General features: G+C 37.5%; 16 protein-coding genes, 1 tRNA gene, 1 other RNA gene and 1 other annotated feature. Of the genes, 13 read left to right on the forward strand and 5 right to left on the reverse strand.

Going from position 1 to position 15563, the window contains the following annotated elements; genetic code table 11:
• The coding region (locus AC1VNJ_RS26435; protein ID WP_482641601.1) for a YaaC family protein at nt 1–953 on the reverse strand (953 nt) is incomplete at its 3' end.
• A gap of 116 nt (nt 954–1069) precedes the next feature.
• Between AC1VNJ_RS26435 and guaB the strand changes: the two genes are divergently transcribed.
• The 6 genes from guaB (at nt 1070) to AC1VNJ_RS26465 (ending at nt 7530) form a co-directional block, all read left to right on the forward strand.
• Nucleotides 1070–2536 (forward strand): IMP dehydrogenase, encoded by a 1467-nt coding sequence (gene guaB / locus AC1VNJ_RS26440; protein ID WP_013054827.1) that lies wholly within the window; start codon nt 1070–1072, stop codon nt 2534–2536.
• Between the two features lie 150 nt (nt 2537–2686).
• The gene (locus tag AC1VNJ_RS26445; RefSeq protein WP_049166324.1) at nt 2687–4042 is read left to right on the forward strand and encodes a serine hydrolase; all 1356 of its coding nucleotides are present in this window, start codon (nt 2687–2689) and stop codon (nt 4040–4042) included.
• Between the two features lie 189 nt (nt 4043–4231).
• Nucleotides 4232–5119, forward strand: a complete 888-nt coding sequence (gene pdxS / locus AC1VNJ_RS26450) for a pyridoxal 5'-phosphate synthase lyase subunit PdxS (protein WP_013054829.1) — start codon at nt 4232–4234, stop codon at nt 5117–5119.
• A 21-nt stretch (nt 5120–5140) separates the two neighbouring features.
• A complete protein-coding gene (gene pdxT, locus AC1VNJ_RS26455; RefSeq protein ID WP_028412710.1) occupies nt 5141–5728 on the forward strand; it encodes a pyridoxal 5'-phosphate synthase glutaminase subunit PdxT in 588 nt (195 codons plus the stop codon).
• Between the two features lie 57 nt (nt 5729–5785).
• Nucleotides 5786–5998: a binding site (T-box leader), on the forward strand.
• A 52-nt stretch (nt 5999–6050) separates the two neighbouring features.
• The gene (gene serS / locus AC1VNJ_RS26460; protein ID WP_028412709.1) at nt 6051–7328 is read left to right on the forward strand and encodes a serine--tRNA ligase; all 1278 of its coding nucleotides are present in this window, start codon (nt 6051–6053) and stop codon (nt 7326–7328) included.
• Between the two features lie 109 nt (nt 7329–7437).
• Nucleotides 7438–7530 (forward strand) — tRNA-Ser (locus AC1VNJ_RS26465).
• Nucleotides 7531–7650: 120 nt separating this feature from the next.
• Here AC1VNJ_RS26465 and AC1VNJ_RS26470 read toward each other — a convergent pair.
• The 4 genes from AC1VNJ_RS26470 to AC1VNJ_RS26485 form a co-directional block, all read right to left on the reverse strand.
• On the reverse strand, nt 7651–8331 hold the full coding sequence (locus tag AC1VNJ_RS26470; RefSeq protein WP_028412708.1) for a deoxynucleoside kinase: 681 nt from the start codon (nt 8329–8331) through the stop codon (nt 7651–7653).
• On the reverse strand, nt 8331–8966 hold the full coding sequence (locus tag AC1VNJ_RS26475; RefSeq protein WP_028412707.1) for a deoxynucleoside kinase: 636 nt from the start codon (nt 8964–8966) through the stop codon (nt 8331–8333). Before AC1VNJ_RS26475 ends, AC1VNJ_RS26470 begins: the two co-directional genes overlap by 1 nt.
• 143 nt (nt 8967–9109) lie before the next feature.
• Nucleotides 9110–10411: a glycoside hydrolase family 18 protein gene (locus AC1VNJ_RS26480; RefSeq protein WP_013081323.1), complete on the reverse strand. Its 1302-nt coding sequence runs from the start codon at nt 10409–10411 to the stop codon at nt 9110–9112.
• 56 nt (nt 10412–10467) lie between these two features.
• Entirely contained in the window at nt 10468–11010 is a 543-nt protein-coding gene (locus AC1VNJ_RS26485; protein ID WP_482641602.1) for a cysteine hydrolase family protein, read from the reverse strand.
• Nucleotides 11011–11089: 79 nt separating this feature from the next.
• On the opposite strand from AC1VNJ_RS26485, the gene tadA reads away from it, so the two are divergent.
• The 7 genes from tadA to AC1VNJ_RS26520 all read left to right on the forward strand — a co-directional run bounded on the left by tadA (nt 11090) and on the right by AC1VNJ_RS26520 (nt 15323).
• Nucleotides 11090–11560 carry a tRNA adenosine(34) deaminase TadA gene (gene tadA, locus AC1VNJ_RS26490; protein ID WP_028412705.1) on the forward strand — a complete coding sequence of 157 codons (471 nt, stop codon included), beginning with the start codon at nt 11090–11092 and terminating at the stop codon, nt 11558–11560.
• A gap of 102 nt (nt 11561–11662) precedes the next feature.
• Nucleotides 11663–11927: signal recognition particle sRNA large type (gene ffs / locus AC1VNJ_RS26495), an RNA gene on the forward strand.
• 130 nt (nt 11928–12057) lie between these two features.
• Nucleotides 12058–13746, forward strand: coding sequence for a DNA polymerase III subunit gamma/tau (dnaX, locus tag AC1VNJ_RS26500; protein ID WP_482641603.1), 1689 nt, complete (start codon nt 12058–12060; stop codon nt 13744–13746).
• A 19-nt stretch (nt 13747–13765) separates the two neighbouring features.
• Nucleotides 13766–14086 (forward strand): YbaB/EbfC family nucleoid-associated protein, encoded by a 321-nt coding sequence (locus tag AC1VNJ_RS26505; protein WP_013081327.1) that lies wholly within the window; start codon nt 13766–13768, stop codon nt 14084–14086.
• Between the two features lie 15 nt (nt 14087–14101).
• Nucleotides 14102–14698, forward strand: coding sequence for a recombination mediator RecR (recR, locus tag AC1VNJ_RS26510; protein ID WP_014461944.1), 597 nt, complete (start codon nt 14102–14104; stop codon nt 14696–14698).
• A gap of 14 nt (nt 14699–14712) precedes the next feature.
• The gene (locus tag AC1VNJ_RS26515; protein WP_013054840.1) at nt 14713–14937 is read left to right on the forward strand and encodes a YaaL family protein; all 225 of its coding nucleotides are present in this window, start codon (nt 14713–14715) and stop codon (nt 14935–14937) included.
• A gap of 116 nt (nt 14938–15053) precedes the next feature.
• The gene (locus AC1VNJ_RS26520) at nt 15054–15323 is read left to right on the forward strand and encodes a pro-sigmaK processing inhibitor BofA family protein (RefSeq protein ID WP_013081328.1); all 270 of its coding nucleotides are present in this window, start codon (nt 15054–15056) and stop codon (nt 15321–15323) included.
• Nucleotides 15324–15563: the final 240 nt, after the last annotated feature.

The raw sequence follows: 15563 nt of genomic DNA on the forward strand, positions 1-15563 counted from the left end.
GTGTGTTCATTTAAGTAACAAGAAATTAAGTAAGGAATCTTTTGAGCTGTAACCTCAAGGAACCTCAAGATAAATGGATAATCTTTCGAAGAGTATGTATGCAATAATTCATACCACCACTCTGTTTCATAACGTGAAATCATACTTAAATTATAAAGTAATAAGTAATGTGCCAACATCTCAGGGAAATATAAGCAGCTATCTTTTTCCAACGGTGCATGCAGCGTGTTAGCTTGGAAATTGTACATAAAAGGTGAACAATTATATAAACAGCTTGAAGGGTCAAGAATAAATACCTGATCTTCTGACAAAGACAATGATAGATGGGAACGCTCTTTTAAAAAAGAATAGAGTCTTTCGTGATTCATATGATAACACCTTGTAACTTGTTCAGGAATAGGCAAAGAGGTAGCTGGAAGCGATCCAATAGTTGTTAAATGGGAAGATGGCCTCGTACCCAAATTTAAAAATAATGTATCTAATTCAGGTACACAAGACAACAGATAATTCATTGTATATTTACTACCTTCTAGTTGTTTCACATGAAACAATTCTTCTCCTACTTGTGAAAATAAACCGCTTTTTTGAATCTTAACTTCATCATCTAAAAAATCATAACTTTGTTTTTTTCTTTTTCGTGTTGATACTCCATGTGCTAACACCGCCGTATTTTCGGGATATACGGGGTTTTGTGTTAACAAACAAGCTTTTAACAGCTGTGACATTCCATAAAATAATAAAACGGGTTGAACTGATACAGGAGATTGTGCCGCAACTTGATAATAATTTTTACTGTGTTCCAAATAATAAATAAATGGGTAACTGTTTTTAAAACTATGTTGCTCTGCATCGCTATAATTCAATTTTTGATAGCGCTTTTTTAAAAAGTGTTGTACAAAAGGAACGGAGAAAAATAAATTGTAGGACGTCCAAACATCATTAAATTTATGCAACTAAATCACCTTTTCTTTTTATTAGAATTATCTGATATCTAGTGAAGTTATTGACAGGTACATATCTGCTTGTTAATCTACTAATAATATTCTGTCGTTTAAAGGAGGATTCTATAATGTGGGAAAGCAAATTTTCTAAAGAAGGCTTAACATTTGATGACGTTTTACTGGTGCCAGCAAAATCTGAGGTACTACCTAAAGACGTTGATATGAGTGTTGAACTAACAAAAACATTAAAATTAAAGGTGCCGTTCATCAGTGCAGGAATGGATACAGTTACAGAAGCTGAAATGGCTATTGCGATGGCTAGACAAGGTGGTTTGGGTATCATTCACAAAAACATGTCGATTGAACAGCAAGCAGAACAAGTTGATAAAGTAAAACGTTCTGAAAGTGGTGTTATCACGGATCCTTTCTTTTTAACTCCTGAAAACCAAGTATTTGCTGCTGAACACTTAATGGGCAAATATCGTATCTCAGGTGTGCCGATTGTCAACAACGAAGAAGAACAAAAACTAGTTGGAATCCTTACAAACCGTGACTTGCGTTTCATCCAAGATTATTCAATGCAAATTGCTGATGTAATGACAAAAGAAGAATTAGTTACTGCTCCAGTAGGAACGACTTTAGAAGAAGCAGAGAAAATTCTACAGCAATACAAAATTGAAAAGTTACCTCTTGTAGATGACAATGGCGTATTAAAAGGCCTTATCACAATTAAAGACATTGAAAAAGTAATTGAGTTTCCAAATGCAGCTAAAGATCAACAAGGTCGATTATTAGTTGGAGCAGCTGTTGGCGTAACAGCTGATTCAAATGTTCGTATCGAAAAATTAGTACAAGCTGGCGTTGATGTTATCGTTATTGATACAGCGCATGGACATTCACAAGGCGTTTTAGATACAGTGCGCAGCATTCGCGAGGCATATCCAGAATTAAATATTATTGCTGGTAACGTAGCAACGGCTGAAGGTACAAAAGCATTAATTGAAGCTGGAGCAAACGTAGTAAAAGTAGGAATTGGACCTGGTTCAATTTGTACAACTCGTGTTGTCGCTGGTGTAGGCGTTCCACAAATTACGGCAGTATATGACTGTGCAACTGAAGCTCGTAAGCACGGGGTAGCTATTATTGCAGATGGCGGTATTAAGTACTCTGGAGATATCGTAAAAGCACTTGCAGCTGGTGGACATACAGTAATGCTAGGAAGCCTTCTAGCAGGAACGACAGAAAGCCCTGGCGAAACAGAAATCTACCAAGGAAGACGCTTTAAAGTGTATCGTGGAATGGGCTCTGTGGGAGCTATGGAAAAAGGAAGTAAAGATCGATACTTCCAAGAAGATAATAAAAAATTAGTTCCAGAAGGTATCGAAGGCCGTTTGCCTTACAAAGGACCTGTAGCAGATACTTTATATCAAATGATTGGTGGTTTACGCGCAGGAATGGGTTACTGTGGTTCAGCTAACTTAGAAGCGTTACGTGAACAGGCACAATTCATCCGTATGACTGGAGCAGGCTTAAGAGAAAGTCACCCACATGATGTACAAATTACAAAAGAATCTCCTAACTATTCTATGAGATAATCATGAATGTGTAAAAAACACGTTTCCTTAATAGGGAAACGTGTTTTTTATGTCATTAATCATGAATGTAACAGTACTTCTTTATCTATTTTTTTAAATTTTAGTATGATAAAATTACATTTATGTGAGTTTACGTTTGGAGGGTATAGAGTGAGAAACGCAGTACAGAAACAATTAATTTGTGTCATTGCTGTTATGTTAATGGCCAGCGTATTTTTTGTCTCTACACAAGCATCAGCTGCTTCTAAAACAGATGATATTGGCGTTGAAGCAGACGCAGCCATTTTAGTAGAGGCAAGTACGGGGAAAGTGCTATACGGGAAAAATACGGATGCTTTATTAGGTATTGCAAGCATGACAAAAATGATGACGGAATACCTAGTATTAGAATCCATAAAAGATAAGAAATTATCTTGGGATCAACGTGTGCCAGTTAGTAAATATGCAGCTAAAATTTCTCAGGATTATGGATTATCAAATGTACCATTAATCGAAAACCAAAAATATACGGTAAAAGAATTATATGATGCCATGGCTATTTATTCAGCTAATGGAGCAGCCATTGCTTTAGCTGAAGCTGTCAGTGGTTCTGAAGAAGGTTTCATTAAGTTAATGAATGAAACAGCAAAAAAATTAAATATGGGTGAATCAAAATTTGTCAATTCTACAGGTCTTTCTAATTCCTTGTTAAAAGGGATGTATCCAAAAGGAACAAAGGAAGAAGATGAGAACCTCCTATCTGCTCGGGCAGTTGCTACTCTTGCTTATCACTTGATTCATGATTATCCAGAATCTTTGGAAGTAGCCAAAACTCCTTCCAAGATGTTTAGACAAGGGCAACAAGGCGAAACAAAAATGAACAATTGGAATAAGATGCTCCCTGGTTTTTCAGCTGCATACAGCGGCGTAGACGGCTTAAAAACTGGTCATACAGATTTTGCAGGTCAATGTTTCACTGGAACTGCAGAGCGTAACGGGGTAAGATACATAACAGTTGTAATGAATGCCAAGGAAAACGGCAAGTCTACAGAAGCTGCTCGTTTTTCTCAAACGAAAAAGATATTGGATTATGCTTTTAGTCATTTTCAGTTAAAAGAAGTAGTGCCTGCTAACGGCGAGATTAAAGGGCATGAAACAATTGATGTTGCTAAAGGAAAATCAAAAGAAGCTTCCGTTTCTCCAAAGAATTCGGTAAAAATTATTACCGAAAAAGGTCAAAAAGATCATACTAAAATCAACTTTAAGTTAAACGATAAAGTTATGAACGATCAAAAAGTTGTTGCTCCTATTAAAAAAGGAGAAACAGTTGCTTATGTAAGTGCAACAAACAGCAATCTTAAAGATCTAGGCTATGTAGGAGGCCAAACTACAGATAGCATGACGCCGGTCGTGACAAACGAATCTGTTGAAAAAGCTGGATGGTTCTCTCTCGCTATCCGCAGTATTGGTAACTTCTTCAGCGATATTTGGATGAATGCTGCAGATACAGTGAATAACTGGTTTTAATGATAACTCAAGAGAAAGAAGAGATACTACAAGGGAGTATCTCTTTTTTTATTTTTAGATTTGTTTGTATATAATCTATAAATTAGATAGGAATTTTCCGAAAAATACGGTAAAATAGACACTAAGTTTTGAATTTTGTATATACACTAAAAATTATTGTGAAACACTTGATACAGGAGGAAGACAAACATGAATAACATTACAGGTACTGATCGTGTAAAACGAGGAATGGCGGAAATGCAAAAAGGTGGCGTTATCATGGACGTGATCAACGCAGAGCAAGCAAAAATTGCAGAAGCAGCAGGCGCTGTTGCCGTTATGGCATTAGAGCGTGTTCCAGCTGATATCCGTGCAGCAGGCGGCGTGTCTCGTATGGCAGACCCAACAATTGTTGAAGAAGTGATGAATGCTGTGTCCATTCCAGTTATGGCAAAAGCTCGTATTGGCCATATTGTTGAAGCACGCGTGCTAGAAGCGATGGGTGTAGACTACATCGATGAAAGTGAAGTGTTGACTCCAGCTGATGAGGAGTTTCATTTAAATAAAAATACATTTACGGTTCCATTTGTGTGCGGTTGTCGTGATCTTGGTGAAGCATCCCGCCGTATTGCTGAAGGAGCTGCAATGCTTCGTACAAAAGGCGAACCAGGGACAGGAAACATCGTGGAAGCAGTGCGTCATATGCGCCAAGTAAACGCTCAAGTACGTAAAGTTGTGGGCATGGACGAAGATGAGTTAATGACAGAGGCAAAACTATTAGGCGCGCCTTATGAGCTATTACTACAAATTAAACGTGAAGGTCGCCTACCGGTTGTAAACTTTGCAGCGGGCGGTGTAGCAACACCAGCAGACGCAGCGTTAATGATGCAGCTTGGAGCAGACGGTGTGTTCGTTGGTTCAGGAATTTTTAAATCCGACAACCCTGAAAAATTTGCTCGAGCAATCGTTGAGGCAACAACGCATTATCAAGATTATGAACTCATTGCAAACTTGTCAAAAGGATTAGGAAGTGCAATGAAAGGAATTGAAATTTCATCATTATTACCAGAAAACCGCATGCAAGAGCGTGGATGGTAATTTAAAGGGAGTTTTGACAAAATGGTAAAAGTAGGCGTGTTAGGATTACAAGGTGCCTTTCGCGAGCATGCACAAGCATTAGAAGCAGCAGGCGCTGAAGCCATTATCATTAAAAAAGTTGAACAGCTAGACGAAATAGATGGTTTAATCCTACCGGGCGGCGAAAGCACAGCGATGCGTCGTCTGATTGACAAGTATGACTTTATGGAACCTCTTCGCCAGTTTGCACAAGCAGGTAAACCGGTGTTTGGTACGTGTGCGGGTTTAATTTTACTTGCAGGACAAGTTGTTGACCGTGAAGAGCCCCATTTAGGTGTTATGGATATTACGGTAGCTCGAAATTCATTTGGGCGCCAACGAGATAGCTTTGAAGCTGCTCTAAATATTAAAGATATTGGTGAAGATTTTATAGGCGTATTTATCCGTGCTCCGCATATTGTAGAAGTAGGAGAAAACGTTGAAGTCTTGGCAATGCATAACGACCGAATTGTTGCAGCAAGACAAGGTCAATTCTTGGGATGTTCGTTTCATCCAGAATTAACAGATGATGCTCGCATGGCTCAGTATTTTGTAGCAATGGTTGAAGAAGCTTCGAAAAAACCTGTATAAATGAATTGCATCTTGTAAAGACTTGTAGTACATTATGATTAATAAAAATGATATTGGTATAAAGCGTTGATAGGAAATAGTAATAAGATTTTTGATTTCAAGAGAGTCGATGGCTGGTGTGAATCGATAATCAATTCTTATGAATCCGTCCTGGAGCAAGCTGTCGAAAAAGTAGTAGGCAGTTTCGGTTCATCCGTTATCTGGTTTAAGAGGAAGGCTTATTTTAGCTTTCAATTAGGGTGGCAACGCGGGTAAACTCTCGTCCCTTTCATAGGGATGAGAGTTTTTATTTTGCCCTTTTATACTAAAGGAGGTACTCAGTATGTTAGATTTAAAATTTTTACGTGCTAATTTTAATGAAGTAAAAGAAAAGCTCAAGTTTCGTGGTGAGGACTTAACGGACTTAGGTCGCTTTGAAGAGTTAGATGCAAAACGCCGTGAGCTAATTGCTCAAACAGAAGAGTTAAAAAGCAAGCGAAATGAAGTATCACAGCAAATTGCACAATTGAAACGTGAAAAACAAGATGCTGATCATTTAATCGTCGAAATGCGTGAAGTAGGAGACCGCGTAAAGCAATTGGATGAAGAGCTTCGCAGCGTTGAAGAAGAGTTAGAGCTATTGCTGCTTTCAATTCCTAACGTTCCACATGAAAGTACGCCTGTAGGTGAAACTGAAGATGATAACGTAGAAGTTCGCAAATGGGGAGAAATTAAACAATTTGATTTTGAACCAAAACCGCATTGGGATTTAGGAACAGATTTAAATATTTTAGATTTTGAAAGAGCTTCGAAAGTAACGGGAAGCCGCTTTGTATTTTATAAAGGGTTAGGTGCAAGATTAGAACGTGCTCTTATTAACTTTATGATGGATTTACATATGGATGAGCATGGTTATGAAGAAATCCTTCCTCCATATATGGTGAATCGTACAAGTATGACAGGAACAGGGCAGCTTCCTAAATTTGAAGAAGATGCATTTAAAATTAAAGAAGAAGATTATTTCTTAATTCCTACAGCTGAAGTACCAGTTACAAATTTACATCGTGATGAAATTTTAAGCGGAGATCAGCTTCCAATTGCTTATACAGCGTATAGTGCTTGCTTCCGCTCAGAAGCAGGCTCTGCAGGAAGAGATACACGTGGGCTTATTCGTCAGCATCAGTTTAATAAAGTAGAACTTGTTCGCTTTGTTAAGCCAGAAGATTCTTATGATGAATTAGAAAAATTAACGGGCCATGCTGAAAAGGTTCTTCAACTATTAGGTTTACCTTACCGAGTTCTAAGCATGTGTACAGCTGACTTAGGTTTCACAGCAGCCAAAAAGTATGATATTGAAGTTTGGATTCCAAGTTATGAAACTTATCGTGAAATTTCTTCTTGTTCAAACTTTGAAAGCTTCCAAGCTCGCCGTGCTAATATTCGCTTCCGCCGTGATACAAAAGCAAAACCAGAACATGTTCATACACTAAATGGTTCTGGCTTAGCAATTGGCCGTACGGTAGCTGCAATTTTAGAAAACTACCAGCAGGAAGATGGATCAATTCAAATTCCAGAAGTGCTGCGTCCATATATGGGAAATAAAGAAGTTATTTCTAAATAAAAGTAGAAGATGTTCATTAAATTAATTTTTAATGAACATCTTTTTTTAAAAAATTAATAAAAGAGTTGACTTCATTATTTTTATATGATAAATTAATACTTGTCGATACGGAGGAATACCCAAGTCCGGCTGAAGGGATCGGTCTTGAAAACCGACAGGGGTGTTAAAGCCCGCGGGGGTTCGAATCCCTCTTCCTCCGCCATATTTGACTTATAATGCAATTAACATAGCGCGATAAATTGGAGATTGGAAAACCGTTACTTATAAGTAACGGTTTTTTATTTGTTGAAAATGCCGCTTTATTTATTAAAGCGGCATTTTTTTATAGCTGACGACGTTTTAACTTTTCATTATGTTGTAAAAAGCGAGCCACTTTTTCAACAATTGATTCAATTGAATCAGGATCCTTGAGAAGGTCGTATTCTCTAATATCTAAACGGAGAATAGGACAAGCCGTAAAGTTATTAATCCATTCTTCATATCGGGCGTGCATCTCTTTCCAATAATCAAGAGGCGTTTGTTGTTCCATTGGTCGCCCTCTTTCTTGAATGCGATCTACAATATCTTCGAAGCTGCCTTCCAAATAAATGAGCAGATCTGGATGAGGGAAGTATGGAGTCATAACCATTGCATCGAACAAGCTTGTATATGTCTCATAGTCTACTTTAGACATTGTTCCCTTTTCAAAATGCATCTTAGCAAAGATACCGGTATCTTCGTAAATGGATCTGTCTTGGATAAAGCCGCCCCCATACTCGAAAATCTTCTTTTGTTCTTTAAAGCGTTCCGCTAAAAAATATACCTGTAGGTGAAAGCTCCAGCGTTCAAAATCCCCATAAAATTTGTCCAGGTAAGGGTTGGAATCTACTTTTTCAAACGATGTGCGAAATTGGAGAGCATCAGCCAATGATTGAGTCATCGTAGATTTCCCAACTCCAACTGTACCCGCTATCGTCAACACAGCATCATTAGGAATGTTGTATTTCGATCGTAAGTTTACCATTATATACTCCTTTTCAACATACTCTCTTGAACCTCTGATAAGATTCTATTTAAGTGTTGTTTATTTTGTACAAAATCTATTTCATCACCGTTATAACGTAAAATGGTTACGTCAGGGTTCTTTTGTTCAAATGCCGTCATAGCTTTTTCATAATCATCACTTAGTCTCGCAAGGTAGTGAGGATCGATGTTTCGTTCAATTTCTCTTCCACGCATTTTAATACGCTTTAGCAAGGTATCTAAACTGGCATTTAAATAAATAATAATGTTCGGAGCCGGCATATCAGCCGTTAAGATGTGGAAGATTTGTACATATTTTTTATACTGTTCATCTTTTAACGTTTGCTCAGCGAAAATCATGTTTTTCATAATATGATAATCTGCTACAACAGGTTTTTTATAAGATAAGAACCCTTTTTGAATATCCTCTAACTGCTTATATCGATTACATAGAAAAAACATTTCGGTTTGAAAACTCCACTCGTCGATATTCTCATAAAATTTCCCGAGAAATGGATTTTCATCTACGATTTCTTTTAAAATTTCGAACTGAAATGCTTGTGCAATCTCTTTAGCTAGAGAGGTTTTTCCGACACCGATGGGTCCTTCTACTGAAATAAAAGGTGTGCCTTGCATTCATTTGCCTCCTTCATGACCACTCGTTCAAAAAAAACAGACAAAAAATATTTTAACATAGAGAAGGAGAATAAGGGGAAAAGAAATTTCTTTCAGTAAGAAGAATAACAAAAAGCCTACTGTTAACAGTAAGCTTTCCCTATTTATGGCTGTGTCACTCTTTTTGTAATTTTGAAGTTGTCTTCAATCAAGAGCCAGTTTTGCGGGAAATCTAAGCCTAGTTTCCAGTAGGCCATTCCTCTAAGTTTTAATTCTTTGATTAAATCAAACTTGGCCTGAATAGATCTAGCGTCTTCAAACCATACTTCGTGAGTGCGCTGCTGTTCATCTTTATACCGGAAGAAAGGAGCTTGTGCTTTATTGTCGTATTGAATAGCTACTTTATAACGAGCTGCCAACTCAATAGCTCGTTGAGGACTAATGGCTTTGGCATATTCTCCTCCTGGTTTGTAAGGCAGTGTCCAATCGTAACCATATAGGTTTTGGCCCATGATAATTTTTGAACTAGGTATTTCAGATACTGCATATTCTAAAACATCACGTACGGGACCAATAGGAGAGACGGCCATAGGAGGCCCACCGCTATATCCCCATTCATATGTCATTGGAACAACGAAGTTAGCAATCTCTCCAATGGCTTTATAATCATGTGCTTCATACCATTTGCCTTTTTGATCTCGACTTGTCTTCGGAGCTAAAGCCACAGACATGAGAAGTTGCTCATCTTGAAGACGCTTTTTTGCTTTCTGTAAGAATGCAATATAGGCTTCTTTATCTGCCGGACGCAAAAATTCGAAGTCAAAGTGAATGTCTCTGAAATTTTGTTCTTTCGCTGTTTTTACAATATTATTTAAGAGCGTATCTTGAACGTCTTTATTAGTTAAAATTGCTCGGCCGACTTCATCACTGAATGCACCGTTTTCAATATTAGCCAATACCATTAAGAAGATGACGTCATTTTCTTTAGCAATAGAACCTAAATTGTTAAGTGGAGGTGCCTTTAGAGAACCGTCTTTTTGCACTTCGAAGTTCGCTGGTCCGAGATAAGTAAGGTATTTTGCATTTTGATTAATCATTTTCTCTGTTTGAGGGGTGATTTTTCGATTGCTTGTTTCAACATACCCTAAAAACTCACCGTTTCTTTTGTTTGGGGAAGGGGGAATTAAGATGCGGCGGCCAGGTGTTAAGGGTGCTGTAACTGAAACATTGTTCGCATTGGCAATAGCCTGATAGCTAACGCCTAATTTTCGTCCTATTTTCCATATAGTGTCCCCAGCTTTTACTGTGTAGTAAGTACCGTTGATGGGAATAACCATAGATTGCCCGATGACGAGTTGATTTGGATTAGGTAATTCATTTGCTCTTATAATCTTTCCTGCGTCAATCCGGAACTGTTTTGCAATACTATATATACTGTCACCTGCTTTAACAGTGTAAATTTGCATAATAAAAAGCCTCCATTTCATATGACTTACTTCCATCATATGAGAAGGCTTTTTACTTAATTCATCAACTCAGTATGTTTGCAAATACGAGCATTTAATACGTTATGCATCATTCTTAAAGCAAAGGTATTGTCTTCATCTGCGTTTGAAGCAATACAATCTTCAGGCACAATTAAATTATACTCACGCATATAAGCATCGTTGGCTGAAAAAAGCACGCATATATTTCCCGCAATTCCTGTTAAAATAAGTGTATGCACATCGAGCTGTGATAGCAAAATATTTAAAGCTGTTCCATAGAAAATAGAATGCTTTGGTTTAATTAAAAAGTAATCAGCGTTTTGTGGTGAAATGTGATGTAGAATGGGTGAACTTACCTCATTTGTGCAGTGTGTTAAAATGGTTTCTAAGTTTGCTTGCCATAGCTTATAGTGGTCATTGACGTAAATAATAGGGATATGTTGAGACGATGCGTACTGTTTTAACTGGGCAATATTTTGAGCGATTATTAAAGATTTTTCAGCAAGTACTTTGCCGTTTTTGAATTGAAAATCGTTTAGCATATCAATAATAATTAAAGCAGTTTTAGCATTCTTCACACAAGGTCTCTCCTTTTCCTGATGTACATAGTAAATAGTTTGACTCAGAAAAAATATAATATGTAAGGTTGGATAAAAAGTGTTAAATGATGAAAAGTATATGAGGTTGGCAATTGATGAAGCATTAAAAGCTAAAGATAAATTAGAGGTTCCTATTGGGGCAGTTATTGTTCAAAATGATGAGGTGATTGCTGCAGCTTATAACTTACGAGAAACAGAACAGCGATCAGTTGCTCATGCGGAACTTTTAGCCATTGATGAAGCATGTAAGAAACTAGGAACATGGAGGTTGGAAGACGCTACGTTATATGTCACCTTAGAACCATGTCCGATGTGTGCAGGTGCTATTGTATTATCAAGAGTGAAAAGAGTTGTGTTTGGCGCTTATGATCCTAAAGGTGGCTGCGCTGGAACATTGTTAAATTTATTAGAGTTTGAAAAGTTTAATCATCAAGCAGAAGTAGTAGGAGGTATGCTAGAAGAAGAATGCGGGAGCCTCTTAACGACTTTTTTTCGTGAGTTACGTCAACGAAAAAAGGCTGGAAAATAGCGCTAAAAAAGTAAGTTTTCTATAGCGGTTGCATTTTTGAATGAAAAGACGTATACTTGTAAATGCATCAACTTGATGCCCAAACTATTGGTTTCAACTTTGCCGTGCTAAGCGGGGAGGTAGCGGTGCCCTGTACTCGCAATCCGCTCTAGCGAGGCCGAATTCCTTCTTGAGGTTAGCTCATCTTAGGGCCTGCCTTAAGTAAGTGGTGTTGACGTTTGGGTCCTATGCAATGGGAATCTGTGAACCCTGTCAGGTCCGGAAGGAAGCAGCAGTAAGCAGAACCTCTCATGTGCCATGGGGTCGCCTGAACCGAGCTAACTGCTTAAGTAACGCCTGGGGTGGCTAATCGACGGAAGGTGCACGGCAGTTATATACATAAGTTTAGTCTACTCTGTGAGAGTAGGCTTTTTATTTTATCTCTTACTATTTTGAAAAAAAACCTCATAATACGCTATAATGAGAACTAATGAATTATATTAAAAGGAGAGGATGTAGTGGCATATCAGGCTCTGTACCGTGTATACCGTCCTCAAAGCTTTAACGACGTAGTCGGTCAACAACATATTATCAAAACACTTCAAAATGCCCTTGTCCAAGAAAAATTTTCGCATGCGTATTTATTTTCTGGGCCTCGAGGGACAGGGAAGACAACAGCTGCTAAAATTTTAGCGAAAGCCGTTAACTGTGAAAAAGCACCCATTGCTGAACCTTGTAATGAATGTGCAACTTGTCGGGGAATTACGGATGGTTCCATTTCTGATGTAATTGAAATTGATGCAGCCTCTAATAATGGAGTCGATGAAATTCGAGATATCCGTGATAAAGTAAAATATGCACCTAGTGCTGTTCGATACAAAGTGTACATTATTGATGAAGTTCATATGCTTTCAATTGGAGCTTTTAACGCTTTGTTAAAAACGTTAGAAGAACCTCCTGCACATGTCATCTTTATTTTAGCTACAACAGAGCCCCATAAAATTCCATTAACGATTATCTCCAGATGTCAGCGCTTTGATTTCAAACGCATTTCGCCAGAAGATATCGTATATCGAATGAAGGAAGTATTAGGTTCTGAAGAGCTAGAAGTAAGCGAGGATGCTCTTTACGAAATTGCGAAAGCTTCAGAAGGAGGCATGCGTGATGCACTTAGTCTTTTAGACCAAGCCATCTCGTATAGTACGGAGAAGGTGAGCTTAGAGGATGTTCTATCCATAACAGGAGCAGTATCACAGTCTTTTATTGTGAAGATCGTCCAAGCTATCTTTAACGAAAACATTGTAGAAGCGCTAGATTCTGTTGAAAGTTTGATCAAAAACGGAAAAGATCCAGCGAGGTTTGTAGAGGACCTCATCTTCTATTATCGTGATGTTCTGCTTTATCAAGCTTCAGAAGAAAATGCATATTTACTTGAAAAAGCAGCGGTTAACGAAGAGTTTAAAGAACTTAGTTCAAAAATGGATAGTGCCTTTATTTATAAAGTCATTGCTGAATTGAACCAAACTCAGCAAGAGATGAAATGGAGCAATCATCCTCGAGTGCTACTTGAAGTAGCTTTAGTAAAATTAGCTCAAAGTTCTACAAATCAAGAGGGTGCTCTTCCATATCAAGACATTTTGCAAAAAATGAATCAAATGGAAGCAGAACTGCAGCAGCTAAAAGAAAAAGGCATTCAAGTTGATCATACAGCTCAGGCAGCGCAAACAGAGAAAAAACAGACAAGACAGTCAAGAAGTCAGTACAAAACGCCTGTTGGAAAGGTAAATGAAGTTTTAAAAAATGCCACTCGGCAGAATTTAGAAACCATTAAGCGATCTTGGGCGCAGGTATTAGACACATTGAAACAACAAAATAAAGCTTCACATGCAGCGTTGTTATCTAACAGTGAACCGGTTGCGTCTTCAGATCAATCATTTATACTTAAATTCAAATATGAAATTCATTGCAAAATGGCTTCTGAAAATAACAACAATGTACGTGATAATTTAGAGAATATCTTATATACTTTAATTGGCAGCAAGCGTGAAATGGTTGCAATTCCAGAAAGTGAATGGGATAAAGTAAGAGAAGAGTTTCTTCAAGGACAGCAAAGTGATGGGTCATCAGGTCAACAACAGGAGGAAGACCCCGTGGTTGCAGAAGCGAAAAAGCTATTTGGAGAAGACTTAATCGAAATTCAAGAGTAAATTTAGGAGGAATGTTCATATGATGAAAGGCATGGGCAATATGCAAAAAATGATGAAACAAATGCAAAAAATGCAAAAAGATATGCAAAAAGCGCAGGAAGAGTTAGCTGAAAAAACTGTTGAAGGTACAGCTGGCGGTGGAATGGTAACAGTTGTGGTTAACGGTCAGAAACAAGTAATTGATGTAAATATTAAAGAGGATGTAGTAGATCCTGAAGATATTGAAATGCTACAAGATTTAGTACTAGCAGCAACAAATGACGCATTAAAACAAATGGACGATTTAACAAATAACACAATGGGTCAATTTACAAAAGGTTTAAATATTCCAGGACTTTAATAAGGTGGTTGCCACGTGCATTATCCAGAACCAATATCAAAGCTTATAGATAGTTTTATGAAGTTACCCGGCATTGGTCCAAAAACAGCTGTTCGCTTAGCGTTCTTTGTTTTATCTATGAAAGAAGATACGGTATTAGATTTTGCAAAAGCATTAGTTAATGCGAAGCGAAATTTAACCTATTGTTCAGTTTGTGGGCATATCACAGATCAAGATCCTTGCTACATTTGTCAAGATCAGCGTAGAGAGCGCAGTGTGGTGTGTGTCGTGCAAGACCCTAAAGATGTCATTGCAATGGAGAAAATGAAAGAATATAACGGCTTGTATCATGTCCTGCATGGCGCAATTTCACCTATGGAAGGAATAGGGCCTGAAGATATCAAAGTACCAGAGTTATTAAAAAGACTTCAAGATGATGAGATTCAAGAAGTGATTTTAGCTACTAACCCGAATATAGAGGGCGAAGCTACGGCTATGTATATCTCTAGGCTCTTAAAGCCGACAGGAATTAAAATTACTAGAATTGCTCATGGGTTACCCGTCGGAGGAGACCTTGAGTACGCGGACGAAGTAACATTATCTAAAGCCCTAGAAGGTAGAAGAGAAGTATAACGAGGTACTTGCATATGTTTTTTAAACGAAAAGGTTGGCTACGCAAAGAGTACGATGATGAATTTGTGAAGACTTTTATGCAAGTAAAGCAGGAATGGAGTCACAAAACTTCAATGGTAGAAAGAAGTGTAGATCCTTCAGAAGAGGTAATGGTAGATATTCGATTAGCCAAAATGAAGTATCTTTTTCTATTAAAAGAAGCCAAGCATCGAAATATTTCAATTAACAGGATGTCATAGAGGCATCCTGTTTTGTTGTCTTTATAAAATAAGGATTTCCCTCTGTGAAATAGTGCTTTTTTTGAATGCTTGGACATATATATAAGGTAACTTATCTGCTTTAAGAAGGAGGCAACATGCTAAATCATCCTATTGTAGTTGTGTCTTTTTTAATAGGGCTAATCATTCTACTCTTAGTAACAGGTGGTGTTGAAAAAATGCTTCGAGTCATTGGAAATTTATCGATTAAGCTTATTATTGGCGTTTTGCTGCTTTTCTTTATTAACATCTTTGGCGTACAGTTCGGTATTCATATTCCTATTAATTTCCCCACAGCCATTGTTTCAGCTATTTTAGGTATTCCAGGAATAGCTGCCCTACTTGTTATTAATAATTTCATATTATAATTTGGAAGAATATCCAAAATAAAAGTTTTCTGGAATCTTTTCGAGAAAACTTTTATTTTTTTGAAAAAGTTGTTGACCAGCAAGTTATCAGATGTTATATTTATATACGTCGCTAAGACAGTAACGAAAAATAACTCGAAAATAACTTAAAGAAAAAAGTTGTTGACAAGTTATTCTTAAGGTGGTAAGATAAGAAAGTCGCCTTGAGACAAGAGTTCTTTGAAAACTGAACGAAATAGT

The organism is Priestia sp. 3CA3, from assembly GCF_056836725.1.

What these genes read in the sequence shown, in the direction of transcription:
- AC1VNJ_RS26470 (WP_028412708.1), bottom strand. Translation starts at nt 8,331, where the DNA reads ATGGTAAACTTACGATCGAAATACAACATTCCTAATGATGCTGTGTTG.
- pdxS (WP_013054829.1), top strand. Translation starts at nt 4,232, where the DNA reads ATGAATAACATTACAGGTACTGATCGTGTAAAACGAGGAATGGCGGAA.
- AC1VNJ_RS26505 (WP_013081327.1), top strand. Translation starts at nt 13,766, where the DNA reads ATGATGAAAGGCATGGGCAATATGCAAAAAATGATGAAACAAATGCAA.
- AC1VNJ_RS26480 (WP_013081323.1), bottom strand. Translation starts at nt 10,411, where the DNA reads ATGCAAATTTACACTGTTAAAGCAGGTGACAGTATATATAGTATTGCA.
- AC1VNJ_RS26475 (WP_028412707.1), bottom strand. Translation starts at nt 8,966, where the DNA reads ATGCAAGGCACACCTTTTATTTCAGTAGAAGGACCCATCGGTGTCGGA.
- AC1VNJ_RS26515 (WP_013054840.1), top strand. Translation starts at nt 14,713, where the DNA reads ATGTTTTTTAAACGAAAAGGTTGGCTACGCAAAGAGTACGATGATGAA.
- pdxT (WP_028412710.1), top strand. Translation starts at nt 5,141, where the DNA reads ATGGTAAAAGTAGGCGTGTTAGGATTACAAGGTGCCTTTCGCGAGCAT.
- AC1VNJ_RS26520 (WP_013081328.1), top strand. Translation starts at nt 15,054, where the DNA reads ATGCTAAATCATCCTATTGTAGTTGTGTCTTTTTTAATAGGGCTAATC.
- serS (WP_028412709.1), top strand. Translation starts at nt 6,051, where the DNA reads ATGTTAGATTTAAAATTTTTACGTGCTAATTTTAATGAAGTAAAAGAA.
- guaB (WP_013054827.1), top strand. Translation starts at nt 1,070, where the DNA reads ATGTGGGAAAGCAAATTTTCTAAAGAAGGCTTAACATTTGATGACGTT.